This window comes from Phytobacter sp. MRY16-398, assembly GCF_003925915.1.
GTDB classification, from domain to species: domain Bacteria; phylum Pseudomonadota; class Gammaproteobacteria; order Enterobacterales; family Enterobacteriaceae; genus Phytobacter; species Phytobacter diazotrophicus.
The window spans coordinates 1,951,019-1,977,018 of the sequence record NZ_AP018756.1 but is presented as its reverse complement, the minus strand read 5'-3'; the positions used below and the strand labels follow the sequence as shown (position 1 = coordinate 1,977,018).

Sequence of the window (26,000 nt, the reverse complement as noted above, 5' to 3'; positions counted from 1 at the left end):
TCACAGCCAGTCCGCATCATCATCAGGCTTTGTGGTGCAGATAGTCGCTCAACCGCGAGAACAAGCCACCCTTACCGACATCATCCAGCGTCACCAGCGGCAAGTGCGCCACCACTTTGTCACGATCGTAAAGCTGGATTTCGCCCACGCGCTGATGAGCGGCAAGCGGGGCTTCGAGCTCTTTAGCGTCTATGACATAGCGTGCTTTGATATTCGGGAGTTCCGCTTTCGGCAGCGCCAACCAAAGATCCTGGTCGGTACCGACCGTCATCTGTTCCTTATCGCCATACCAGATACGCTCGCTGCCAACTTTTTTACCTTTTTGCAGAATCTGCACGGTATCAAAATTTTGCTGGCCCCAGTGCAGCAACTTCCGCGCCTGGTCTTCACGGCCTTTCGGGCTTTCCGCCCCCATCACAACCGCAATCAGGCGACGCTGCCCATCAACGCTTGATGCTATCAGGTTAAAACCGGCACCCGAGGTATGCCCGGTTTTCAGGCCATCAACATTCAATGATGAATCCCACAGCAGCCCATTACGGTTCTGCTGGGTGATACCGTTCCATGTCAGGCTTTTCTCACTGTACATATGATAAAAATCCGGCTCACCGCTGATAATGGCGCGGGAAAGCACCGCCAGATCATATGCCGAACTGTGCTGGCCGGGCGCGTCCAGGCCATGTACCGTTTCAAAATGGGTATCACGCAAATTTAGCTTTTGCACATAATCGTTCATCATGCTGACAAACTGCGGCTGGCTTCCCGCTACATAATCGGCCAGCGCGACGCAGGCATCGTTGCCGGAATCAACAATCAGCCCGCGGCTCAGGTCGCGCACCGTTACGCGATCCCCGGCTTTCAGGAACATTAACGAAGAGCCGTCAAAGACCGGATTTCCTCGCGCCCAGGCATCCTTACCTACCGTCACCACATCGCTGGCGCTGATACGGTGGCTGTCGATGGCGCGATCCACAACATAGCCAGTCATCAGCTTGGTCAGGCTGGCCGGATTACGCTGCTGATGTTCATTGCCTGCAGTGAGGATCTGCCCGGTGGTGTAATCCATTAAGACCCATGAGCCCGCCTGAATTTCCGGCGGCTGGGGAGAAATCGGCATATCATCTGCCAACGCGCAATGGATTGTCGCGGACAAAAGGGAGAAGGCAAAAAACAAACGGCATTTCAAAGAAATATCCTCATTTACGTGAAATTAGCCGTTCTTTTTACGCAACTTAATATGTCGATACTGGGACAAATTGCAAACAAATGTGACGAAAGTCATTTTTTTACGTCCCGGATCTTGCTCCGAATGACGCTCCGCAATGCGTTTTCCTTCGGAAGATGCGACGCAATGGTTTACCATAGGCAGGTTATTGATCAACAGGATGAGCTCAGGTGTCTGATTCAACGGCAACGCCCACATTTCTTTTCCATGACTACAAACATTATACCACGTTCATAATTTGCCCGGCTGGACGACCAGCCAGCGTGATCCGACTATATCCATACCGTCCTGGATGTTTACGGTGCAGGGTTAAAATCGGGCGCATGTAATCAATACATCTGTCTGATTTTTATCGCAGGCCAGTTGCCAGTAGAACGTACTTCTTGCCACCACTGCCGCTTTTAACAAGCTCGCAAAAGTAACTTCAGCCTTAATTCATTCACAACCTGCGTTTTGACGTGCTTTTTCCCTGACAAAGATCTACAGCATTATTTTTAAATTAGGCACTTCAGCGCACAGTTGCCCAAGTTCCTCAGAGTAATGAGAAGTTTGCAACAGGTGATGGCGTTACTTCCAAGGGATACTGTCATCGTTTTTCCCGGCGTCTGCTGTCAGTGAGTGTTTCAACTCCTCCGCCATCATACAGCCGCTCCCACTGGCAATACCCGGAGAAGGCACTGATAGTGAATTTTGCACAGGCTTCGCGAACAGACAAACGGTGCTCACGCACATGCCGGAAAAGGGACTATCTAAAGGCTTGGGAATACGTGTAGGTCAGGATTGTGTAAACCTGCTTCATCATGCAACTTCGTAGCAGTACACCATTTAAAAACGGCACGGTGTCGATACCAAACGCTTTGCTTTCGCTTTTTGCATTTCCTGTCCGGAAATGAAGTGCTATCCGACCTTCTGCTTAAAAGTGAGAGAAAACTTGCTCATTAAAAACGCACATTACCAGGTAAAGGAGCTCAACTTTTTGGGTACAGTTCAAAAATGACGTTTTTTAGATTGATAGCATGATAATTGGGAAAATTTAAACATGATCAAGATCATCATTTTTGGTAGTACGAAGTGAATTCTCTTAACCACGTCCTCATAAAGTGATAAAATTAATTTTTGCAAAAAAAATAACTTAACTTAAATTTTCCTTCTTTTAAAGAAAATGGAATGAAAAATGCGTAAAATAATCATTTTAACACCTTGCTCTATATTTCATCGTGTTTAAAAATGTTTGCAGCCATACGTTTACAGTAGCAAATAAAATAACAAAGCGTATAGTAGTGGTTTTAATATTCGTATACCAAAAAGAATTAGGATGTATATATTAAATGAAATCATTAAAGAAATTTGATTATGGAATAATGTTTTTTTTGTTATTTCTATCCGTTTTCTTGAGTAAGAAATCATATCCTTTTATAGGTACAGCGGATGGGTTCAAAAGACTATGGATTGCAGCACATAGTGAAATTGAAAGCACATTCTCTGTATTACCGCCTCTACAATCCTATATCTTTCGTGCATTTTTATTTATGACAGGAGATATTTGGTTTTATACAATATTGCAATCCTTTCTGTTTTATTTATGTACTTATATATCTATTAAATTCATATTTAGAAATTCACTTACGGCAATCTCATCACTAATATTATTAATTTCGTTTCCGGTATTTAGCATCTTCCCACTTATTTTGACTGACTCTTCTATTATTTATGCATTTATTGCCATTTTCCCTGCGCTTGTTTGCTTTTGTAACAATAATATCGGCGCAAAAAAATATTTAGGATACGCTATTCTTTTTTTTGTAACGACTGCAATTTTTGGTTTCAGATTTAATTCGGTTATAGTTGCACCGGTAATGTTATGTGTAATATTCCTTTACCATAAACAAAAACTTTACATTCCGTTATCTATAATATTAGCATCGATAGTCTTTACATCATTAATTAATAAAGACGTCAGGAAAGATTATAAACCAGAAGCTTTAGGTATGGCTTGGGAGCTTGTTTCTTTAGCTAGAAACAATCCCAATGAGGAGTTTATTCATAAGCTGGATTTTTGTGGTGATACAAAAGCCGCTTTGACCAGATTTAACCCAATGGCGTTAAATTCAATCTTTTGGGATGCAAACCCTCCACTTCCAGTAGAATGCATAGTTTCAGATGAAGGAAGTGAAAAAGTGAAACAATCTTACAGCCTTGCATGGAAGAATAATTTCTCTGAAATTTTCAAAGTAAAACTTGGAATGTGGAGTAATATTTTTGGGATTTCTCAACCTCTAATGCAAATAGAACATGGTATTAACTCTGTAGAAAAAAATGCAATTGAGTGGGGGGCGAAAGATAATGAAGATAATACCCAAATTCGCTATTATTTTTCCAAAGCAGGAAATGAAACAAGAAATATAACATTAAGGCCTGTAGTTTCTTTTGTATTGCTGGGGATGTCTATATTATTAATTCTTTTTTTTAATAAAAAAGCATTCATTCCTACTGTTATAATGTCTTCATTCTCTTTATTTTATTATTGCGGGTTTATGATATCAGCTCAATCAATGGAGTTTAGATATTTTGCCCCATCATTTTTCATTAACTGCCTGATAACAGTCAGCTCTATAGTATATATCTCAGGACATTTAATGAAGAAAAAAATATTAAAATACCAAAGTGTTTAATAAAACATGGCGCTATTTATAATAGCGCCAAAAAAATAACTCATATTATAAAATGCAAGCCAGATATTTATTCCCGAGATACGAACTGCGAATTTAAAAATATTCTTTCAGAGTAACGCTGGTTAAAGTTGTATAGTACAAACATTCAATAATCAAGGGCGTGCAGTTATTGCAGATAGTTATCACAAGTTCTTTGTATATTAAAATAATTTTTGAGGGAAAATAAGATAAGCACAATATCCAAATATACCCTTTTCAGACTGACAAATAAAAATGTCTTGTGCAAATATAAGAATATTAGATATGTAAGAAATTCAGCAAAAAATCACCTATAATTATACCAGGTGTACAGAGATGACTGGCTTATCTCACTGAGCATGTTAGCCCACCCGTTAACGATGATGTCATCAGATGATGATATACCAATAACTGAATGGGTCTGCACCGATTATGCTCATGCTCGCATCGAAAGGAGTAATAATCCCATTAACCGTTACAATAACTTTCAAAGGCCTGATTCATTTCTTATCCAGTACAGTGCCCATTGACTGAAAAAACACGTCTTGTATGTCGTTAACGTTAAGTGACGTTACTGCAAAATGCAGTTGACATAGGAAATAGCATTTTCTGACCCTAGGTTGGGAACTTTCGCATTACTTTGAAGTAAGGCGGTCTTTTATTATAAGCTGGTTTTCTTCTGCTAACTCAAAATATATACGTCAATCTGTGCGATTAAATAAAGATTGCTCAGGTCTGATCCTTATTTGTAAAACACAGAGGAGTAACGCCCAAAGTTGATGCTCTGAGGTTGCTGCTTCCATCAATAGTGATACTGGTACGGGCGATTATCCGCGAAGGCCATCACCATTCGGCGCTTCTGATGGACCTGTATTTGTGTCGCTGATAGCCATGATAGTTTTTGGTACACCCTGAAAAATGATATTGATACACTTCTGGTACGCAATATCACATGTACAATCTCTATCAGTAAACAACAATATTTAACTATTGTGGGCAAACAAAGGTAAATCAGTGACTTTTTTCCTTTTGAAACAGCACATTAACAAAAAACCTGGACAAAACTAGACAATGAGTGACGACGAAAGACAACCTACCTTCCTTTTCCATGACTACGAAACGTTCGGTACCAGCCCCTCGCTGGATCGCCCCGCACAGTTTGCTGCGATTCGTACCGACGCCGATTTCAACATCATTGGCGAGCCGGAAGTCTTTTACTGTAAACCGGCAGATGACTATTTGCCTCACCCAGAGGCAGTGCTGATTACCGGCATTACGCCACAGCACGCCAGAGCGAATGGCGTCAATGAAGCTGACTTTGCCCGCCGCATCCATGATTTGTTCACCGTCCCCAAAACCTGCGTACTCGGCTATAACAATGTCCGCTTCGATGACGAAGTGACGCGGAATATCTTCTATCGCAACTTTTACGATCCCTATGCCTGGAGCTGGCAAAACAACAACTCGCGCTGGGATTTGTTGGATGTGATGCGTGCCTGCTATGCCCTGCGCCCGGACGGCATCAACTGGCCGGAGAATGACGATGGGCTGCCGAGTTTCCGCCTTGAGCATCTGACAAAAGCGAACGGTATTGAACACAGCAATGCCCACGATGCAATGGCCGACGTTTACGCCACTATCGCCATGGCGCAACTGGTGAAAACCCACCAGCCGAGGCTGTTTGATTATCTGCTGAGCCACCGTAATAAGCATAAACTGGCGGCCCTGATTGATGTCCCGCAGATGACGCCGCTGGTCCATGTTTCCGGCATGTTTGGCGCCTGGCGCGGCAATACCAGTTGGGTTGCTCCGCTGGCCTGGCACCCGGAAAACCGCAATGCCGTGATCATGGTGGACCTCGCGGGCGATATGTCGCCGTTGCTGGAACTGGATGCTGACGCGCTGCGCGAGCGCTTGTATACCGCAAAAGCCGAGTTAGGTGACAATGCTGCCGTGCCGGTGAAGCTGGTACATCTGAATAAATGCCCTATCCTGGCACAGGCGAAAACGCTGCGTCCTGAGGATGCTGAACGGCTGGGGATTGACCGCAAACAGTGTCTGGATAACCTGAACGTTCTGCGCAATAACCCGCAGGTACGCGAAAAAGTACTGGCTATCTTTGCCGAAGCCGAACCGTTTGTACCCTCTGAGAATGTGGATACACAACTTTATAACGGTTTTTTCAGCGACGCAGACCGTGCGGCAATGAACATTCTGCTGGAAACCGAGCCACGTAATCTCCCGGCGCTGGATATCACCTTTGTCGATAAACGAATCGAGAAACTGCTGTTTAACTACCGGGCGCGTAACTTCCCCGGAACGCTCGATTATGACGAACAACAGCGCTGGCTGGAGCATCGCCGTCAGGTGTTTACGCCTGAGTTTTTGCAGGCCTACGCCGATGAGCTACAGATGCTGTCCCAGCAGTACGCCGACGATAAAGCGAAGCTGACACTGCTGAAATCGCTCTGGCAGTACGCCCAGGAGATTGTGTAGCCGCCAGAGTGCAGGCAATAAATATCCTCCGGCATAGCCGGAGCTTTTTCAAATGCGCCTAAAAGGTTGTTTTACCAGCCGTGCCCTACAGACGCATCCTAATCCGACATTTGCATTTATGGATTACTTACAGCTCGTAAACGGGCTGCCCGGATAAGGGATTGATAACTGCTATCTCATTTTATCCACTTGAAACTGGTGCATAATATATTCCTTTATCTTCGCCGCGTTCTTACCCGCTGTATTGACGTAGTATCCGCTACACCAGTATCCCCTGTTCCTGTATTTGAATTCCAGGCCCCCAAACTGCGCATAAAACATCAGGCTGCTTGTAGCTTCCTTATATCCCATAAAACCAGACACACTCACCTTCGATGGGATCTCCATAAGCGTATGAATATGATCCACACAGCATAAGTCTTCCAGAATATTCACTTTTTTCCACTCACATTGCTTACTTACGATGCTGCCTATTGCCTGATTTTTCTACCTATAAAACTCCTGTCTTCGGCATTTGGGTGCAAAAACTATGTGATATTTGTAGTTCCATTGGGTGTGCACTAAGCACTTTTGTCCCTGATTGGGCCCCCTTTACTTGTTGTTTGACTTTTGCTGTTGCCAGACCGCAAAGTTTTTTAACAAATGAAAAAGGGTGTTAATTATTGGTTAAAAGCTAAAAGGTTTGCTGAATGCCCAGCCTGGCTGGGGAGTACTATACACAGAAAGCGCTTGACATTACGCTCGATGGGGGCTTGGATTTATGTTAAAGACGTGGTCATATAAGCTATGGACTTATGAAATTCTTTGCTGTGATTAAACATATGAGAACGAAAGATTTGACTTGTTCATCCCAAATGAGCGCCTAATCTCAATGCTAGCAAACTTTTCCACTCACCATGCCTGATACTTCAAACTCTGTGCTATGGACATCGAAAACGATGATCCCTTTGCTTGCGTTGATTACGACGTTACAATCTTTGCCGTGCGAATCTGTAAAGCACTTCTTTTGAGCAGGAGAGGGAGCAATCCTTTCCTTTAAAATAGCAGTGATATTTCATCAACTGATGCTGCTAATGCGCTGGTTGATATGCAGATAAAAATCGCAGATATCAATACATTAATTTTCATTTTAGTACGTTTTTGGTGTGCTATCAGCCGATGACACACCAACGAATAGGGGTAGTCATGGATCGTCTGGAGAGGTTTTCTCTCGTATCTTATCTGGTCGTCATGACCATAATAGGGCTATTTTTCGTTTTCAAAAATACACCGCTTACCGGTCTTGATGAAAGATTTCATTTTTTCAGGTCATATCAAATGGCACAGGGAACCATGTTGCCAAAGCTGATAAATGGAGAGAAAGGCGCATGGGGTGGCTGTGTAGAAAGAAAAGCTTTGCAATATGTCTGGCCGTTTTTTATCTCGCAGGATCAGAATCAGCCAGCCAGTAAAGAGGATGCCATTAAGCGCGCCAAAGAAATTGATGCCTCAAATGATACCGTGAGTACCTGTTTCAATTTCGCGCCGTCTGCCGCCTATTCTCCGTTGTTATATGCACCGTCAGCAATTGGTATAGCCATCACTAAATACACGTCGTTTGGAATAGACACTCAGATGTATGCAGGGAGGGTGATGAACCTGGTATTTTTCATTGCAATGGTTTATGCCGCAGTAATGATGATGCCAATCATGCGCATCCCAACGCTGATGATCCTGTCTTTTCCTACCCTGCTAAATCTGGCATCGTCGTACAGCCCGGATCCGGTAACTAATCTAGTCACTGTGATGTTTATAGCGTGCTGCCTACGAATGGCAATTCTAAAAGAAAAAATATTCTGGCAGACGTTTGTACTGGCTTGTTTGGTTGGCCTGCTGAAAATGACGAACATTGCATTTCTTCCGTTCGTTTTACTCATTCCGTCATCACTGTTTTCCAGTCGTATCAAATGGCTGGCATACATGGCAGGAAGCATTGCCGCAGGATGTGCTGTCGCGCTGGCATGGAACGGTTACTACTCGTGGGTACCCAGCCAGTTCTGGCATTCAGGAGGCGATATAAAAGCAGCTAAAGAGATGCTGTTGACTCAGCCGTTCGCAACAGTAATCTTCCTGATTAAAAGCGTGATTATTCAAACGCCTGATATGTTTGACAGGATGTTCGCTACGTTCGGCGGTGGCCCGGCTGCGTATACATGGACTTTTGGCGGTAAATATTGCTACCTGGCGATTTTTTCAATATTCATGGCAACACTTAGCAGCGTTAGCCAGTCACAGATAGCGTTTAATAAATTAAAATTGTATTTACTTCCAGTTATGAGTATTGGAAGTGTGCTGCTGATTTTCCTTGCCTTGTGGGTCGGTTTTTCACCGTTGAATATACCTTTCGTAGGTGGCGTTCAGGGCCGTTACTTCATAATCAGTTTCATGACTGCAATGATTTTCATTGTGATGATGCTTTCAAGAAGCGAGACTTTTGCTAAATCATGGCTTGGCGTTGCGCTGATTGATAAACCAGTACTTGCATTCTCAACGTTCACTTACCTGATGATAATTTCTCATGTATGCTATTTGAGCATTGTTAAATACTGGCCTATGTATAATTAAATAATTATCCTCCGGCATAGCCGGAGGTTTTTCTGATGTGCCTGGTAAGGCTCTGTGACCAGCCGCGCCTTACCAGGCAAATCGCAGTCGGACATTTGCATTTATGGATTACTTCCGGCCCGTAAACGGGCTACCCGGATAAAGGAGCGACAACTGCTCGCCCATATTATCCTCTTCAAGCGGGTGCTTTATGTATTCCTGTATCTTCGCCGTGTTCTTCCCTACCATATCTACGCAGTATCCCCGGCACCAGAATTCCTTGTTCCTGTATTTGAATTTCAGATCTCCAAACTGCTCTTAAGGCATCAGACCGCTTTTCCCTTTCAGATATCCCATAAAGCCGGATACGCTCATTTTGGGCGGGATTTCCATAAGCATATGGATATGATCTGCGCAGCATTCCGCTTCCAGAATACGTACGTCTTTCCACTCACACAGCTTTCTTAAAATACTGCCTGTCGCCAGGCATTTGGGTGAAAAAACCATGTGATATTTGCAGTTCCATTGGGTGTGCACCAAGCTCTTTTCGTCCGCGATTGGCCCCCCCCTTTTGTTTTCTTGTTGAACTTGTGCAGTAGCCAGACCGCAAGATGGTTTAACAAATCAAAAGGGGTTTTAATAACTGACTTAAAGCTGAAAGCTTTCCGGAACGCCCAGCCTGGTAGGGGGCTTTCTATAGGCAAAAAAAACCGGAGGCCATGGCCTCCGGTTTTTTTATTCAGTCATTCATTACTGCGCGATATCTTCGTACTGTGGCACCGGGTTGCGGAAACTTTTCGTCACGCAGGCCAGATAGACCAGACCGATCCCCCCCCAGATCAGGCCCAGAATCATTGAGCTCTGCTCCAGGTTAATCCACAGTGCGCCTACGGTCAGCGCGCCACAGACCGGCAGTACCAGATAGTTGAAGTGATCTTTCAGCGTCTTGTTACGCTTTTCACGGATCCAGAACTGCGAAATCACTGACAGGTTAACGAAGGTAAACGCCACCAGTGCGCCGAAGTTAATCAACGCTGTCGCCGTCACCAGGTCGAATTTAATCGCCAGCAGTGCAATCGCGCCAACCAGCAGGACGTTCCATGCCGGAGTACGCCACTTCGGATGAACATAACCAAAGAAACGGGTCGGGAAGACGCCATCACGGCCCATCACGTACATCAGACGCGAAACGCCCGCATGTGCCGCCATACCCGATGCCAGAACGGTCACGCTGGAGAAAATCAGCACGCCCCACTGGAAGGTTTTACCCGCCACATACAGCATGATTTCCGGCTGAGACGCATCCGGATCTTTAAAGCGAGAGATATCCGGGAAGTAGAGTTGCAGGAAGTAAGAAGCAACGATAAATACCAGGCCGCCAATCAACGCCGTCAGGAAGATAGCCTTCGGAATCACGCGCTCTGCATCTTTGGTCTCTTCTGACAGAGAAGAGATACCGTCGAAGCCGAGGAACGAGAAGCACAGGATAGTCGCGCCGGTAATCATCGGCACCACGTGTGCGCCTTCGGACCAGAACGGACGCGTGCTTGTCAACGTACCTGCGCCTTCACCGTGAGAGACGCCGTAAATGATCAGACCAACGATAACGGCCACAATGCCCATCTGCAGAATCACAATCAGGGTATTGAAGTTGGCCACGGTCTTGATGCTGCGCAGATTAGAGATGGTCATAAAGGCCACCAGCGCGACAACAAAGATCCACGATGGAATAGAAGGCACCAGCGCTTCAAAATAGATTTTCGCCAACAGAATGTTGATCATCGGCATGAACAGGTAGTCCAGCAGCGAAGACCAACCCACCATAAAGCCAACCGCCGGGCTAATGGATTTCTGGGCGTAGGTGTATGCGGAGCCCGCAGACGGGAAACGGCGAACCAGTTTACCGTAGCTCAGCGCCGTAAAAAGAATGGCCACCAGCGCAAAGGCATACGCCGTTGCAACATGGCCGTCGGTCAAGCCAGAGACGATACCAAACGTATCGAACAGCGTCATAGGCTGCATATAGGCGAGGCCCATCATAACAACCGGAATCAACGTAAGTGTTTTACGCAATTCCACGCGAGAGGTCTTTGGAGTAGCGTTATGCGACATAGTTATCCCCTTTTACGGTGAACGCCAGCGCGTAAGCAAAAGATTGCCCCATTTCTTTATATTCCTCAGCGACAACGACTGTCGGTTTTTAGTAAATATCTATCCGGTACGAAGCCCGGCCTCTTGGATTGAATGACGTTTCTAAAGTGCAAAAAAATAACCGACGTCTGATTAACGTCGGTTAGTTTCAATTTTTTGCAGCGACATATTTTGCACCAAAGTGAGGCGTTTTGACAAGCCTGTGCAATGGCGCTCACAAAGCGGTAACACCTAACTTACTGAATTTAAATAATTCACTTTGAACCAGAGCAAATTAATAGCACTTTTTGCTAAAATGTTTCTGCACTGTTTCAGGGAAATGACAGATTTCCCCCGTGTTTATGGCATTAAACTGTTTAAAATCAGTCCAGTGGCATGGTCATCGGATTCGGATATTCATACTCAAATCCCAGTTCGTGGCAAATGCGGTTACCGTCAACCACTTTCCCTTTTTCGCCGGGCGCAGAGTCGAGGAATTGTGGCTCAGGCAGGCCAAGCTTGCGTGCCATGGCCGGGTAAAACTGCGCTCGCGCCGGGTGCTCAGGTGCACATAAATTATAGATATGCCCGCCCTTTGGCGCCTGAAGCAGCAACGTGATGGCGGAAATAACATCCTCCAGATGGACCAGGTTGACCCCCTGTTGACCGTCTGGCGCCGTCTTCCCGGCAAAAAAACGCCCCGGATGGCGGGCCGGCCCTACCAGCCCTGCCAGACGCAGAATATCCACCGATGTCCCCGGCAAATTATGCAGCCAGTCCTCAAGCTCTTTCAGGACTCGTCCGCTCGCCGTTGACGGATTACGCGGTGAGTTTTCTTTTACTGTGCCGCTGGTGTCGCCATACACCGAGGTGGAGCTGGTAAAAATGATGCGCGGGATATGATAGGCCAGCGCGCTATCAACAATTTCCTGCATCGCCTGCAGGTAGAAAGCCTCGCCAGGACCACTGCGTCTGGCGGGCAAAGTGATAACCAGCGCGTCGACATTCATTAATGCATCCAGATCGTCTGGCTCGCAGAACAGCTCCGGTTCGAGTTTCAGCACGTAGCTTTCAATGCCGCACATACGAGCCGCCTCCACGCCATCCTGAGTGGTTTTGCTGCCGGTGACCTGCCAGCCGCGCGCCGTTAATGACAGCGCCAGCGGCATGCCCAACCATCCTAATCCGACAATAGCGACCTTTTTCATGTGTCTCTCCCGACATTTCGCAGATTCCATTTTAAGGCTACGCCAGCCCGACGAAACTGACAATTCATAGAGCGAATATGAAATGATTTAATGATTAAAAAAAGCCCTTGCCTTTGGTGGTGAAAGTGGTTTAGGTTAAACGACATCAAATGAATAAACATTCATCGAGAATTTTATGACAGGCGTTCAATTTAAACTTCACCATCATCACCATCATCCTGACTAGTCTTTCAGGCGATGTGTGCTGGAAGACGTTTGGATCTTCCAGTGGTGCATGAACGCAAGAGAAAGCCCCCGGAAGATAATCTTCCGGGGGCTTTTTTTTGGACCAAATTCAGCAGGATAATGAGGAAAACAGAATGTTAGACAATACCCGTTTACGCATAGCTATTCAGAAATCAGGCCGCCTGAGCGATGACTCACGCGAATTACTGGCCCGTTGCGGCATTAAAATCAACCTGCACACACAGCGTCTGATTGCCCTGGCCGAAAATATGCCGATTGATATTCTGCGCGTGCGTGACGACGACATTCCGGGGCTGGTCATGGACGGCGTGGTCGACCTGGGTATTGTGGGCGAAAACGTCCTGGAAGAAGAGTTACTGACCCGCCGCGCACAGGGGGAAGACCCGCGTTATTTCACCCTGCGCCGCCTTGATTTCGGGAGTTGCCGCCTGTCACTGGCGACCAACGCCGACGAAGAGTGGAAAGGCCCGGCGTCACTCGACGGCAAACGTATTGCCACCTCTTATCCGCACCTGCTCAAACGCTATCTCGACCAGAAAGGTGTCGCCTTCAAGTCCTGCCTGCTGAACGGTTCTGTTGAAGTGGCGCCACGTGCCGGTCTGGCGGATGCCATCTGTGATCTGGTCTCCACCGGCGCCACCCTGGAAGCGAATGGTCTGCGCGAAGTGGAAGTGATTTACCGCTCCAAAGCCTGCCTGATTCAACGTGACGGCGATCTGCTGGATGGCAAACAAGAGCTGGTCGATAAATTGCTGACCCGTATTCAGGGCGTGATTCAGGCACGTGAATCAAAATACATCATGATGCACGCGCCAACCGAGCGTCTGGATGAAGTGATTTCTCTGCTGCCGGGCGCCGAACGTCCGACCATTCTGCCCCTGGCTGGCGATCAGCAACGTGTCGCCATGCATATGGTGAGCAGCGAAACCCTGTTCTGGGAAACGATGGAAAAACTGAAAGCGCTGGGCGCCAGTTCTATTCTGGTGCTGCCAATCGAGAAGATGATGGAGTAATCCACCTTACGATTCGCCCGGTGGCGCTATGTCTGCCGGGCCTGGACATCCAGGCCGGATAAGCGAAAGCGTCACCCTGCCTATAAAGGAAAACGATTATGAGCTTTAACACTATCATCGACTGGAACAGTTGCAGCCCTGAACAGCAACGCGAGCTGCTGATGCGCCCGGCGATCTCCGCCTCAGAAAGTATCACCCGTACCGTTGTGGAGATCCTCGACAACGTGAAAAGCAATGGCGATAACGCCCTGCGCGAATACAGCGCGAAATTTGATAAAACTGACGTTACCGCGCTGAAAGTGACCGCGCAGGAAATTGCCGATGCCAGCGCCCGTCTCGGTGACGACATCAAGCAGGCGATGGCCGTGGCGGTTAAGAATATCGACACGTTCCACGTCGCACAGAAACTGCAAACGGTTGATGTCGAAACAGTGCCAGGCGTGCGTTGCCAGCAAGTCACCCGCCCTATCGCCTCCGTCGGGTTGTATATCCCAGGTGGCTCCGCGCCGCTGTTTTCCACCGTACTGATGCTGGCCACTCCGGCACGCATTGCAGGCTGCAAAAAAGTGGTGCTCTGCTCCCCTCCCCCTATTGCGGATGAAATTCTCTATGCGGCGCAACTCTGCGGTGTACAGGAAGTCTTTAAAGTGGGGGGCGCGCAAGCGATTGCGGCTCTGGCATTTGGCACGGAATCAGTGCCAAAAGTCGACAAAATCTTTGGACCCGGCAACGCCTTCGTGACCGAGGCCAAGCGTCAGGTAAGCCAGCGTCTGGATGGCGCTGCTATCGATATGCCAGCGGGTCCGTCAGAAGTGCTGGTGATTGCCGACAGCGGCGCCACGCCTGATTTTGTCGCCTCCGATCTGTTGTCGCAGGCGGAGCACGGCCCGGACTCGCAGGTGATCCTGCTGACGCCGGATGCCGACATGGCCCGCGCCGTTGCCGACGCCGTTGAACGTCAGTTAGCCGACCTGCCTCGCGCGGAAACGGCGCGTAAAGCGCTCTCCGCCAGCCGCCTGATTGTAGCGAAAGACCTGGCACAATGCGTACAAATCTCTAACCAGTATGGTCCGGAGCATTTGATTATTCAGACCCGTAGCGCGCGTGACCTGGTGGATGATATCACCAGCGCCGGCTCGGTCTTTTTGGGCGACTGGTCACCCGAGTCCGCCGGTGATTATGCCTCCGGCACTAACCATGTCCTGCCAACATACGGTTATACCGCAACCTGCTCCAGCCTGGGGCTGGCCGATTTTCAGAAACGGATGACCGTCCAGGAATTATCGCGCGAAGGCTTCGCGTCTCTCGCTTCTACTATTGAAACGCTGGCGGCCGCTGAACTGCTCACCGCCCACAAAAATGCCGTCACCCTGCGTGTTAACGCCCTTAAGGAGCAAGCATGAGTATTGAGGAACTGGCTCGCGCCAACGTACGTGCCCTGACCCCGTATCAGTCTGCCCGTCGTCTTGGCGGTAAGGGCGATGTCTGGTTGAACGCCAACGAATTCCCGACGGCAGTGGAATTTAATTTCACTCAGCAAACGCTGAACCGCTACCCGGAATGCCAGCCAAAAGCGGTCATTGAAGGGTATGCGCAATACGCCGGGCTTAAGCCGGAACAAGTGTTGGTGAGTCGCGGCGCTGATGAAGGCATTGAGCTCCTTATCCGCGCGTTCTGCGAACCGGGTAAAGACGCCATTCTGTTCTGCCCGCCGACCTACGGTATGTACAGCGTCAGCGCAGAAACCTTTGGCGTTGAGTACCGCACGGCCCTGACGCTGGACGGCTGGCAACTGGATCTGCAAAACATTGCCGACCAGCTTGAGAACGTCAAACTGGTGTATGTCTGCAGCCCGAACAACCCCACCGGTCAAATCATCAATCCGCAGGACATTCGCGCCGTGCTGGAGATGACGCGCGGCAAAGCGCTCGTAGTGGCCGACGAAGCGTATATTGAATTTTGCCCTCAGGCGACGCTGGCGGGCTGGCTTGAAGAGTATCCGCACCTGGTGATACTGCGCACACTGTCCAAAGCCTTTGCGCTGGCAGGCCTGCGTTGCGGCTTCACCCTGGCAAATGAAGAGGTGATCAACCTGCTGATGAAAGTGATCGCCCCCTATCCACTTTCTACACCAGTGGCCGATATCGCAGCCCAGGCTCTGAGCCCGGAAGGGATTGTGGCGATGCGTGAGCGTGTCGCCCAGATCGTGGCCGAGCGCGAATATCTGTCAACATCACTTCGTGACATTCCCTGCGTGGAGACGGTGTTTGATTCAGAGACCAACTACATTCTGGTACGCTTCAAAGCCTCCAGCGCTGTCTTTAAATCTCTGTGGGATCAGGGCATTATCCTGCGTGACCAAAATAAACAACCGACCTTGAGCGGCTGCCTGCGTATCACTATCGGCACCCGCGAAGAGAGCCAGCGCGTCATCGACGCTTTACGTGCGGAGTCTGTATGAGCCAGAAGTACCTTTTTATTGACCGTGATGGAACCCTGATTTCCGAGCCGCCATCTGATTATCAGGTCGATCGTTTTGACAAGCTGGCCTTTGAACCGGACGCGATTCCGGTTCTGCTCGCACTCCAAAAAGCCGGTTTTAAACTGGTGATGATCACTAATCAGGATGGTCTGGGCACCAGCAGCTTCCCGCAGGCCGATTTTGATGGCCCGCATAACCTGATGATGCAAATTTTCACCTCTCAGGGTGTGGTGTTTGAAGAGGTGTTGATTTGCCCGCACTTCCCGGGCGATGAGTGTGATTGCCGCAAACCGAAAGTAAAAATGGTTGAGCGCTGGCTGGTTGAGCAAGCGCTGGATAAAGCGAACAGCTACGTCATTGGCGATCGCGCAACGGATATTGAACTGGCGGCCAACATGGGCATTGCCGGGCTGCGTTACAACCGCGAAACCCTTAACTGGGCAGCCATTGGCGAGCAGTTGACCAAACGCGATCGTTACGCCCACGTTGAGCGCAAAACCAAAGAGACGCAGATTGACGTCAAAGTGTGGCTGGATCGCGAAGGCGGCAGCAAAATCCGCACCGGCGTGGGCTTCTTTGATCATATGCTCGATCAAATTGCCACCCACGGCGGCTTTCGCATGGAAATCGACGTCAAAGGCGATCTCTACATTGACGATCACCATACGGTTGAAGATACCGGCCTGGCGTTAGGCGAAGCGTTGAAACTGGCGCTGGGCGACAAGCGCGGTATCAACCGTTTCGGTTTTGTGCTGCCGATGGACGAATGCCTGGCACGCTGCGCGCTGGATATTTCCGGGCGTCCGCACCTGGAATATAAAGCTGAGTTTACCTATCAGCGCGTGGGCGATTTGAGCACCGAGATGGTTGAGCACTTCTTTAGTTCTCTTTCTTACACCATGGGTGTGACGCTGCATTTGAAAACCAAAGGGAAAAACGATCACCACCGCGTGGAGAGCCTGTTCAAAGTCTTTGGTCGTACGCTGCGCCAGGCCATTCGCGTCGAAGGCGATACCCTTCCCTCCTCGAAAGGAGTGTTGTGATGAATGTCGTTATCCTGGATACCGGGTGCGCTAACCTCAACTCTGTGAAATCGGCCATTTCGCGTCACGGCTACGAGCCGCTGGTGAGCCGCGATCCGGACGTGGTGCTGCGCGCCGACAAACTGTTTCTGCCCGGCGTAGGCACGGCGCAGGCCGCCATGGATCAATTGCGTGAACGCGACCTGATTGAACTGGTAAAAGCCTGCACCCAGCCGGTGCTGGGCATCTGCCTGGGTATGCAGTTACTGGGACGTTTCAGCGAAGAGAACAGTGGCGTGGATTTACTGGGTATCATCGACCAGGACGTGCCGAAAATGGAAGATGTTGGTTTACCACTGCCGCACATGGGCTGGAACCAAGTCTATCCGAAAGCAGGCAATCGCCTGTTTCAGGGGATAGATGACGGCGCGTACTTCTATTTTGTTCATAGCTACGCCATGCCGGTTAACCCTTACACCATCGCCCAGTGTCAGTACGGCACGCCGTTTACTGCTGCGGTGCAAAAAGACAATTTCTATGGCGTGCAATTCCATCCGGAACGTTCAGGGCGCGCGGGTGCACAACTGCTGAAAAACTTTCTGGAGATGTGATGATTATTCCGGCTTTAGATTTAATTGATGGAACGGTAGTGCGCCTGCACCAGGGGGATTATGGTCAGCAGCGCGACTACGGCACCGACCCGTTGCCGCGCCTACAGGATTACGCCTCCCAGGGTGCGCAAGTGCTGCATCTGGTGGATTTAACCGGTGCGAAAGATCCGGCGCGTCGCCAGATCCCATTGCTGAAAACACTGGTTGCCGGGGTGAATGTGCCGGTACAGGTCGGCGGCGGTGTACGTACCGAAGAGGATGTCGCCGCGCTGCTTGATGCCGGTGTCGCCCGTGTGGTCGTTGGTTCAACAGCCGTGAAATCACCTGAGGTGGTTAAAGGGTGGTTCGAGCGTTTTGGCGCCGATGCGCTGGTCCTGGCGCTGGATGTACGTATTGATGCCGCAGGCAATAAACAGGTGGCGGTAAGCGGCTGGCAGGAAGATTCCGGCGTTTCGCTGGAAGAACTGGTAGAAACCTATCTCCCGGTTGGCCTCAGGCATGTGCTGTGCACCGATATCTCCCGCGATGGTACGCTGGCAGGTTCGAACGTGTCGCTGTATGAAGAAGTGTGCGCGCGATATCCGCAGGTTGCGTTTCAGTCTTCCGGTGGTATCGGCGATATCAATGATATCGCGGCGCTGCGTGGAACAGGCGTGAAAGGCGTGATCGTGGGTCGCGCGCTGCTGGAAGGTAAATTTACTGTAACGGAGGCCATCCAATGCTGGCAAAACGGATAATTCCTTGTCTCGACGTACGCGATGGTCAGGTGGTGAAAGGCGTTCAGTTTCGTAATCACGAAATCATCGGTGACATCGTGCCTCTGGCGAAACGCTACGCCGAAGAAGGCGCAGACGAACTGGTTTTTTACGATATCACCGCCTCCAGTGACGGGCGCGTGGTCGATAAAAGCTGGGTCTCTCGCGTCGCGGAAGTGATCGACATTCCGTTCTGTGTGGCGGGCGGGATCAAGTCTGCTGACGATGCGCACAAAATTCTCTCTTTCGGCGCGGATAAGATTTCCATCAACTCCCCGGCGCTGGCGGATCCGGAGCTTATCACCCGCCTCGCCGATCGTTTTGGCGTGCAGTGTATTGTGGTGGGTATCGATACCTGGTTTGATGCGTCGACCGGCAAGTACCACGTCAATCAGTATACCGGTGATGAAAGCCGCACCCGCGTGACCACCTGGGAGACGCTGGACTGGGTGCATGAAGTGCAGAAACGCGGAGCTGGTGAGATCGTGCTTAACATGATGAACCAGGACGGCGTGCGTAACGGTTATGACCTTGAGCAACTGAAAAAAGTGCGCGAGGTTTGCCACGTCCCGCTTATCGCTTCCGGTGGCGCGGGTACAATGGAACACTTCCTTGAGGCCTTTCGCGACGCCAACGTCGACGGCGCGCTGGCGGCATCGGTGTTCCATAAGCAAATTATCAATATTGGTGAGTTAAAAACGTTCCTGGCAGGCCAGGGCGTGGAGATAAGGGTATGTTAACAGAGCTGCAACTGGCCCAACTGGACTGGGAAAAAACCGACGGACTGCTGCCCGCCGTGGTGCAACACGCGGTCTCCGGCGAAGTATTGATGCTGGGGTACATGAACAAGGACGCGCTGGCGAAAACGCTGGAAAGTGGCAAAGTCACGTTCTTCTCGCGGACCAAAGGACGTTTGTGGACCAAAGGCGAAAGTTCTGGCCATTTTCTGAATGTGGTGAATATTGCGCCGGACTGTGATAACGATACCCTGCTGGTACTGGTGAATCCCATTGGTCCAACCTGCCACACGGGAACGTCCAGTTGCTTTGGCGACAATGCCCATCAGTGGCTGTTCCTCTACCAACTGGAACAACTGCTCGCCGAACGCAAAACGGCAGACCCGGCCAGCTCATATACCGCGAAGCTGTATGCCAGCGGCACCAAGCGTATCGCTCAAAAGGTGGGTGAAGAAGGCGTGGAGACCGCACTGGCGGCCACCGTTCACGATCGTGAAGAACTGACCAATGAAGCGTCAGACTTGATGTATCACCTGCTGGTCTTGTTGCAGGATCAGAACCTGGATCTGACCACAGTTATCGAAAATCTGCGTAAGCGTCACCAGTAATTGCTATGGGGAGTGCCCGCACTCCCCCTCTTCCCCACTGAATTAACAGTTATCATTCTGCTTCTCAACAGGTATGATCCGCCTCATGGTTCAGCGCCGCACCTGCCGCGCTGCATGTTTTGCATCACCAGACATTGAGGTTGAAGATGAAATTTTTGGTCACCGGCGCAGCCGGCTTTATCGGCTTTCACGTCAGCGAACGTCTGTTACAGGCGGGCCATCAGGTCACAGGGATAGATAACCTTAATGATTATTATGAAGTCAGCCTGAAAGAAGCACGCCTGAACTTACTGGCAAACGAAAACTTTCGTTTTGTGAAACTGGACCTGGCAGACCGTGAAGGGATGACACAATTATTTGCCGAAGAGAAGTTCGACCGCGTTATCCATCTTGCCGCTCAGGCGGGCGTACGTTATTCACTGGAAAACCCACATGTTTACGCCGAAGCTAACCTGATTGGTCATCTGAACGTGCTGGAAGGCTGCCGCCACAATAAGGTCCAGCATTTGCTGTATGCCTCCTCCAGTTCTGTTTACGGCCTGAACCGCAAGATGCCTTTCTCTACAGAAGATTCGGTTGATCACCCGGTATCGCTTTACGCCGCAACCAAAAAAGCCAATGAGCTGATGTCGCATACCTATTCACATCTTTATGGTTTACCGACCACGGGACTGCGCTTCTTTACGGTTTATGGCCCGTGGGGACGCCCGGACATGGCGTTGTTTAAATTCACGAAAGCCATGCTCGAAGGCAAAAGCATCGATGTCTATAACTACGGCAAGATGAAACGCGACTTTACCTATGTGGATGATATTGTTGAAGCCATTATCCGTATGCAGGATGTGATTCCGCAGGCTGACCCGAACTGGACCGTTGAAAGTGGCTCCCCGGCCACGAGTTCAGCGCCATATCATATCTACAACATCGGCAATAGCTCGCCGGTCGAGTTGATGGATTACATCACAGCGCTGGAAGAGGCGCTGGGTATTGAAGCGCAGAAGAATATGATGCCGATTCAGGCGGGAGATGTGCTGGAAACCAGTGCCGATACGCAGCCGTTGTATGACACCATCGGTTTTAAACCGCAGACATCGGTTAAAGAAGGCGTGAAGAAATTTGTCGAGTGGTACAAGTCGTATTACAAAGCGTAAAAAAACGGCCCTGACGGGCCGTTTTCATTTCTGTGGTTAGTCGTTACCGAACAGATCGCGGGTATAAACTTTGGCTTCAACATCCGCCAGCTCCGGCGCCATACGGTTCGAAATAATCACATCCGATTCTTTCTTGAAAGCTTCCAGGTCGCGGACAACGCGAGAGTGGAAGAACTCGTCTTCCTGCATTACCGGTTCATAAATGATGACCTGTACACCCTTCGCCTTGATACGTTTCATAATCCCCTGAATAGAGGATGCGCGGAAGTTATCCGAACCGCTCTTCATAATAAGACGGTAGACACCCACCACCTTCGGTTTACGGGAAAGAATGGAGTCAGCAATGAAGTCTTTGCGCGTGCGGTTCGCATCCACGATAGCCGCAATAATGTTATTCGGCACCGATTGGTAGTTCGCCAGCAATTGCTTGGTATCTTTTGGCAGGCAGTAGCCGCCATAGCCAAATGACGGGTTGTTGTAGTGATTGCCAATACGCGGGTCAAGGCAAACCCCTTCAATGATCTGGCGCGTATTCAGCCCCAGCGCTTCGGCATAGCTGTCCAGCTCGTTGAAATAGGCCACGCGCATTGCCAGATAGGTATTGGCGAACAGCTTGATGGCTTCGGCTTCGGTGGAATCGGTGAACAGCGTTGGGATATCTTTCTTGATAGCCCCTTCCTGCAGCAGGCCCGCAAAACGCTCTGCGCGTGCGGAACGTTCGCCAATGACAATACGTGACGGATGCAGGTTGTCGTAAAGCGCCTTACCTTCGCGCAAGAACTCCGGCGAGAAGATGACATTGTCGATGCCGAGCTCATCTTTGATGGACTGAGTGAACCCCACCGGAATGGTAGACTTGATAATCATCACCGCATCGGGGTTGATTTCGTGCACATCGCGGATGACCGACTCAACGCTGGAAGTATTGAAGTAGTTGGTTTTCGGGTCGTAATCAGTCGGGGTGGCGATAATGACATAATCGGCGCCCCGATAGGCATCTTGCTTATCCGTGGTGGCGCGAAAATTCAGCTCTTTTGTCGCCAGATACTCTTCAATTTCTTTATCAACGATCGGCGATTTTTTCTGGTTCAGCATATCGACTTTAGCCTGCACGATATCCAGTGCGACCACTTCATGATGCTGCGCAATCAGAATACCGTTCGATAAGCCAACGTAACCTGTTCCGGAGATTGTTATTTTCATTCGATAAGCAACTTTTGTCAGTGTTTAGAACCGAAGATGGCACTACGCCGCCATCACGCTAGATCAATAACTGTTGGGGTTTTTACCTCTTCTGTTGATAGCCTGTCAAGGCAGGTCCCCACTGAAACAGCCGCGTTCTGTTAGCAAATTATTCCATCGTTGCAGGATTGTTTAGAAAAATGCACTGCTATAACCGGGATTAAGGCAAAAAAAAGCCCGGTTATCGCTACCGGGCTCTCATGAGGTAACCACCAATTATCGGATAAATCCCGCACCAGAGTGAATTGCAGAATATACCCGTCCGTTATCTCTTTATTTTAACGTCAAAGGTCGTTGCAGGTTCCGGCAGACAAAGATCTGGTCACCCGTGCGTCCACTCAGACTCACCGTGTAATCGCCGTGCAGCCCGGAGGTATCGACATTTGCTGTAAAGCCTGCATTTTCGAGATCGGGTTTACCAAACACCGCAATCAAATCACCCCGGCTGTTTTTGCTACTTGCAACAAAACGATGATGTTGATTTTTGTCGGTTAGCGAGACGTAGATTGCATCAAACAGCGTCCCTTGCCCGGTAGATTTCGCTAACCATCCTTTAAGTACCAAAGGCGTTATAACATCATCAGTGATAGCAGGTTCAGTGAGTAGATCAATACTGCCATCACAGTCAATATCCTTCACAGAAACGGACGGCGAGACGGTAACGGGGTCGTTGTATTTTATTTTACGGCGTTGATAGTGGATTAACGGTACTGCAGAAGTCGCAATTTTCGCATCAAATTCCGGTTCAAAATAATAACTGGAATCCGTTTCGAACATAATATCGGTAACATCTTCCCCGGTAAAACCATTTTCATCAAAGCCATCAAGCAGCGGTGAAGCCCAGACACCACTATGGGAATTTATGATATTTAGCCGGTACTCTTTTTGCAGACCAGATTTAAGTTTATATCTAACCTTAACAATATCTCCCCTAAAGAGGAAATTTTTAATTTTTCCTACAAGAGAAATTTTAAAATCAGGAAATACTTTCACAATACTATTTTTAGCCTGAGGTAGAGGATACCAGACACCAAATTGCATTCGTTCATTTTTGCGGGTCACGAAATCAGCTGCCAGGGTTTGATCTCTTGACGTCAATAACAATAGCGGCTCACTGTTTCTACCATGAGTAAACTCACTGACTTTGTAATTCTCAAAAATGGCCATCGAAGTTAACGGGTCTTCATTTAAGATAAATTTATTATCCAGTCCAATGAAGCTATCACAGTCCGCATCGCCACAACCAAGACCGCTGTTCCATATTATTTTTTTAGGTTTACCGGCACCACGCAAATAATCCGAGTTAGCTTGATCTAAAACTGGCGTCAATGTCATATAGTTTTGAAATAATGGTCGCGGTTTATAGTTCAACTGATTCGCATACATATACTCGTTATTATATGGATAGACATCAACCGAGTCCGTGCCTATTTTTCCCAAAAACGTTTTGTCTAACTTGTACTGACTATAGGCCTGTACCATTCTCTCTTCATAAGTCTCATCGTTGTTAAAGGGTAACTTAAACGGATTGCTTAAAGAGGGAATGTTAAAAGTAGTAAACGCCAGGGCCAGCCTTTGTGAGTTATTATATGCCGGATGCGTACCAAGATAGTACAGGCTGAAGAAAGAGACAAAAAACAGTCCTTTCGTCAGATAACCTTTTTCAAAGGAGATTAACAGCATGATAAAGGCGCAAGGCACTACAAAATACGTAACATAGTGATCAGCACGACCAAAACCAAGCTTAAATAGCAGCAACCAGGTTACAGCTAATGGGATTAAAAATAACCGATGTTTACGTATGCCATAGATAATAAAACAACCAAGCACAATAAAAGAACAGATAAAAGCAAAGCGATGATTTTCGATATCCAGTGTCATGTCAACACCATTACCGTAACTCAGTTGCATATTTACGGTAAAATATTTAACCACCAGCCTGATATCGCCATAAATCAGCATACCAATTAAAAGTGATGAGACTGCAAAAGCAAGCACAAAGGCGATAACTTCTTTCAGTCTGAAACCTTTCAAGAACTGAACAGCAAGATACCCACCAAGTACCGCAACCGCAATCAATCCATAGAAAAAGCGAACATACAATAACAATCCTGCAAGGGCCCCAAGTGCAAGACAGAGACTTACGTTAAAGTAAAAATCTTTTTCACTGTTAAATTGACGGTAAAATAAAAAAACTAGTGGCCAAAGGAATAGAAAAACCTTGAGATAATAAAACGAAAAAAAACAAACAACAATTAAGAAAAGAGATAAATAGCCTCGTGATTTGTACGTAAGGACGAATATCGCCCAGAGTACTGAGGCATAGAACAACAGCGCGAACGCAATTGAAAGATAATAACTCCCAGCGCTATAATATTCACTTACCCCCCCCACCAACCAAAACAAGGGGCCGTAACTGAATATAAAGCTTTGCCCTTCAATAAATACTGCATTCGTTAAATTAACCCAATGTTCAGCATTATCTATGGAGCTCTTCACTGGTCCAGTTGCAACAATATTTACGACAGGCACCAATGCTAAGAGCATAAAAATAAAAAATATAAACTTCCTTGTCGCTAGACGTTGAAAGTATGGCCCCGCAAAATTCACGCTTATTGCCCTCTCTTAACGTTATATGCGCCAAAGCAACTCTTAAACAAAATTTTCAGCACAGCAAGATTCCCTCTAAAGCTGCTGATTTTTGTCGGTACTTCCCCCTCCGGGTAGATGCGTGAGGTCGGCAGTTCGATGCAACGGAAACCCAGTTTCGGCGCAATATATGACAGGTAGGCCAGTAACTCATATGTCATAAATACATTACGGAATGGCGCAACACGCTCGTCCAGCAACATTTTGCTGCTGTATGCGCGGAAACCTTGCGTTGTATCAGTCCAATGGAATCCCGACGCAATACTCAATACGGGGGCGTGGATGAATTTTATCGCAAAGTCACGTGATTTAGGCGTGTTAACCGCTACACCACCATTTACAAAACGCGAGGCCTGTACGAAATCATATCCCTGCTCTAAAGCGGCGATAAACTCCGGAATAGGCGCAGGATCATCTTTGTCATTACCATCAATGGTAATGATATTTTTATAGCCTTTTTCCAGAACAAACGCATAACCACAGCGCAATTGCGCACTTAACTTACCTGGCGCGGTTTTAAGTAACAGACCGCTGACGTTTAACTTTAATAAGTTTTCTGTTTCCAGTGAACCATCTGTACTACCGCCATCTACAATAATGATATCTGCGATGTTGTTAATATTCAGATTATTCATCTTAGTGAGAAGGCTGACGATGCGGTTTCCTTCATTAATGACCGGAATTACTACGCAAGCATCATGCTTTTTTTCCGTCCATAACGTGACGTTGTATGCAGGAACTTCCCATTTTTTTTCGTTATTCATAGCAAAATCCATTCTTGTTAAGCCGCTTTCGAGGTGATCAATGCAACACCGACGATAACAAAGGCAACACCCACTATGGTCGTCCAGTGAAATGTTTCGTTAAAAACAACGACCGACAGTATTGCTACCGCAGCCACCGCACCGGTTGTAAGCACAGGATGTGCAATATTAAGTGGCAACACTGCAAGCGATGCGGCATACAGAACAAATGCGCCACCGTAAAGCGTCAGCCCTAACCAGAACGGCCAATTTGTTAACGACGCAAGCGGGTCTGCCAGTGAAGGAAATTTACGCGGTGGCATCATCGCCATTTTAATTAAGACACTGGCTGAGGCATTACATGCAATGCCTAAAATAAGTATTAACCATTTCAAGGTCATTGTACCTG

The 26,000-nt window shown here is 48.3% G+C and carries 22 protein-coding genes, 2 pseudogenes and 1 other annotated feature; of the genes and pseudogenes, 13 read left to right on the top strand and 11 right to left on the bottom strand.

Annotated elements, in window-relative coordinates; translation table 11 throughout:
- Nucleotides 1-22: 22 nt before the first annotated feature.
- On the bottom strand, nt 23-1,186 hold the full coding sequence (dacD, locus tag MRY16398_RS09370; protein WP_041851928.1) for a serine-type D-Ala-D-Ala carboxypeptidase DacD: 1,164 nt from the start codon (nt 1,184-1,186) through the stop codon (nt 23-25).
- 625 nt (nt 1,187-1,811) lie between these two features.
- Nucleotides 1,812-1,955, bottom strand: a complete 144-nt coding sequence (locus tag MRY16398_RS31250; protein ID WP_110294474.1) for a helix-turn-helix domain-containing protein — start codon at nt 1,953-1,955, stop codon at nt 1,812-1,814.
- 598 nt (nt 1,956-2,553) lie between these two features.
- Between MRY16398_RS31250 and MRY16398_RS09360 the strand changes: the two genes are divergently transcribed.
- Nucleotides 2,554-3,897 (top strand): hypothetical protein, encoded by a 1,344-nt coding sequence (locus tag MRY16398_RS09360; protein ID WP_125124215.1) that lies wholly within the window; start codon nt 2,554-2,556, stop codon nt 3,895-3,897.
- Between the two features lie 1,089 nt (nt 3,898-4,986).
- Nucleotides 4,987-6,411 (top strand): exodeoxyribonuclease I, encoded by a 1,425-nt coding sequence (gene sbcB / locus MRY16398_RS09355; RefSeq protein ID WP_125124214.1) that lies wholly within the window; start codon nt 4,987-4,989, stop codon nt 6,409-6,411.
- 171 nt (nt 6,412-6,582) lie between these two features.
- On the opposite strand, the pseudogene tnpA (MRY16398_RS09350) reads toward sbcB, so the two are convergent.
- Nucleotides 6,583-6,972: pseudogene (gene tnpA, locus MRY16398_RS09350) on the bottom strand (IS200/IS605 family transposase).
- A 624-nt stretch (nt 6,973-7,596) separates the two neighbouring features.
- Between tnpA (MRY16398_RS09350) and MRY16398_RS09345 the strand changes: the two are divergent.
- On the top strand, nt 7,597-9,015 hold the full coding sequence (locus MRY16398_RS09345) for a DUF2142 domain-containing protein (protein ID WP_172600634.1): 1,419 nt from the start codon (nt 7,597-7,599) through the stop codon (nt 9,013-9,015).
- Between the two features lie 108 nt (nt 9,016-9,123).
- Here the strand turns inward: MRY16398_RS09345 and tnpA (MRY16398_RS09340) are convergent.
- The 4 genes and pseudogenes from tnpA (MRY16398_RS09340) to MRY16398_RS09325 all read right to left on the bottom strand — a co-directional run bounded on the left by tnpA (MRY16398_RS09340) (nt 9,124) and on the right by MRY16398_RS09325 (nt 12,332).
- Nucleotides 9,124-9,552 (bottom strand): annotated as a pseudogene (tnpA, locus tag MRY16398_RS09340) (IS200/IS605 family transposase).
- 192 nt (nt 9,553-9,744) lie between these two features.
- Nucleotides 9,745-11,106, bottom strand: coding sequence for an APC family permease (locus MRY16398_RS09335; protein WP_071196264.1), 1,362 nt, complete (start codon nt 11,104-11,106; stop codon nt 9,745-9,747).
- The gene (gene yoeI / locus MRY16398_RS31245; RefSeq protein ID WP_103245917.1) at nt 11,096-11,158 is read right to left on the bottom strand and encodes a membrane protein YoeI; all 63 of its coding nucleotides are present in this window, start codon (nt 11,156-11,158) and stop codon (nt 11,096-11,098) included. The genes MRY16398_RS09335 and yoeI overlap by 11 nt, the downstream gene beginning before the upstream one ends.
- A gap of 349 nt (nt 11,159-11,507) precedes the next feature.
- On the bottom strand, nt 11,508-12,332 hold the full coding sequence (locus tag MRY16398_RS09325; RefSeq protein ID WP_071196263.1) for an SDR family oxidoreductase: 825 nt from the start codon (nt 12,330-12,332) through the stop codon (nt 11,508-11,510).
- A 175-nt stretch (nt 12,333-12,507) separates the two neighbouring features.
- Between MRY16398_RS09325 and hisL the strand changes: the two genes are divergently transcribed.
- The 10 genes from hisL (at nt 12,508) to MRY16398_RS09275 (ending at nt 20,957) form a co-directional block, all read left to right on the top strand.
- Nucleotides 12,508-12,558 carry a his operon leader peptide gene (hisL, locus tag MRY16398_RS09320; RefSeq protein ID WP_103245916.1) on the top strand — a complete coding sequence of 17 codons (51 nt, stop codon included), beginning with the start codon at nt 12,508-12,510 and terminating at the stop codon, nt 12,556-12,558.
- Nucleotides 12,534-12,657: a sequence feature (His leader region), on the top strand. It overlaps the preceding gene by 25 nt.
- 34 nt (nt 12,658-12,691) lie before the next feature.
- Nucleotides 12,692-13,591, top strand: coding sequence for an ATP phosphoribosyltransferase (gene hisG, locus MRY16398_RS09315; RefSeq protein ID WP_041851935.1), 900 nt, complete (start codon nt 12,692-12,694; stop codon nt 13,589-13,591).
- Nucleotides 13,592-13,689: 98 nt separating this feature from the next.
- Nucleotides 13,690-14,994 carry a histidinol dehydrogenase gene (gene hisD, locus MRY16398_RS09310; protein WP_110294477.1) on the top strand — a complete coding sequence of 435 codons (1,305 nt, stop codon included), beginning with the start codon at nt 13,690-13,692 and terminating at the stop codon, nt 14,992-14,994.
- The gene (gene hisC, locus MRY16398_RS09305) at nt 14,991-16,052 is read left to right on the top strand and encodes a histidinol-phosphate transaminase (protein WP_041851937.1); all 1,062 of its coding nucleotides are present in this window, start codon (nt 14,991-14,993) and stop codon (nt 16,050-16,052) included. Before hisD ends, hisC begins: the two co-directional genes overlap by 4 nt.
- A complete protein-coding gene (gene hisB, locus MRY16398_RS09300; RefSeq protein ID WP_041851938.1) occupies nt 16,049-17,116 on the top strand; it encodes a bifunctional histidinol-phosphatase/imidazoleglycerol-phosphate dehydratase HisB in 1,068 nt (355 codons plus the stop codon). Before hisC ends, hisB begins: the two co-directional genes overlap by 4 nt.
- On the top strand, nt 17,116-17,706 hold the full coding sequence (gene hisH, locus MRY16398_RS09295; RefSeq protein WP_041851939.1) for an imidazole glycerol phosphate synthase subunit HisH: 591 nt from the start codon (nt 17,116-17,118) through the stop codon (nt 17,704-17,706). The genes hisB and hisH overlap by 1 nt, the downstream gene beginning before the upstream one ends.
- Complete coding sequence (hisA, locus tag MRY16398_RS09290; protein ID WP_107223902.1) at nt 17,706-18,443, top strand: 1-(5-phosphoribosyl)-5-[(5-phosphoribosylamino)methylideneamino]imidazole-4-carboxamide isomerase; 738 nt, start codon at nt 17,706-17,708, stop codon at nt 18,441-18,443. The genes hisH and hisA overlap by 1 nt, the downstream gene beginning before the upstream one ends.
- Nucleotides 18,425-19,201 (top strand): imidazole glycerol phosphate synthase subunit HisF, encoded by a 777-nt coding sequence (gene hisF / locus MRY16398_RS09285; RefSeq protein WP_125124212.1) that lies wholly within the window; start codon nt 18,425-18,427, stop codon nt 19,199-19,201. Before hisA ends, hisF begins: the two co-directional genes overlap by 19 nt.
- On the top strand, nt 19,195-19,806 hold the full coding sequence (gene hisIE, locus MRY16398_RS09280) for a bifunctional phosphoribosyl-AMP cyclohydrolase/phosphoribosyl-ATP diphosphatase HisIE (RefSeq protein WP_047369632.1): 612 nt from the start codon (nt 19,195-19,197) through the stop codon (nt 19,804-19,806). Before hisF ends, hisIE begins: the two co-directional genes overlap by 7 nt.
- Before the next feature lie 146 nt (nt 19,807-19,952).
- On the top strand, nt 19,953-20,957 hold the full coding sequence (locus MRY16398_RS09275; RefSeq protein WP_125124211.1) for an NAD-dependent epimerase: 1,005 nt from the start codon (nt 19,953-19,955) through the stop codon (nt 20,955-20,957).
- A 36-nt stretch (nt 20,958-20,993) separates the two neighbouring features.
- On the opposite strand, the gene ugd is transcribed toward MRY16398_RS09275, so the two are convergent.
- The 4 genes from ugd to MRY16398_RS09255 form a co-directional block, all read right to left on the bottom strand.
- A complete protein-coding gene (gene ugd, locus MRY16398_RS09270; RefSeq protein ID WP_041851944.1) occupies nt 20,994-22,160 on the bottom strand; it encodes a UDP-glucose 6-dehydrogenase in 1,167 nt (388 codons plus the stop codon).
- A gap of 312 nt (nt 22,161-22,472) precedes the next feature.
- Nucleotides 22,473-24,809 (bottom strand): hypothetical protein, encoded by a 2,337-nt coding sequence (locus tag MRY16398_RS09265; RefSeq protein WP_125124210.1) that lies wholly within the window; start codon nt 24,807-24,809, stop codon nt 22,473-22,475.
- Between the two features lie 2 nt (nt 24,810-24,811).
- On the bottom strand, nt 24,812-25,612 hold the full coding sequence (locus MRY16398_RS09260; protein WP_197718608.1) for a glycosyltransferase family 2 protein: 801 nt from the start codon (nt 25,610-25,612) through the stop codon (nt 24,812-24,814).
- Between the two features lie 17 nt (nt 25,613-25,629).
- On the bottom strand, nt 25,630-25,992 hold the full coding sequence (locus MRY16398_RS09255; RefSeq protein ID WP_232034390.1) for a DMT family transporter: 363 nt from the start codon (nt 25,990-25,992) through the stop codon (nt 25,630-25,632).
- Nucleotides 25,993-26,000 lie beyond the last annotated feature (8 nt).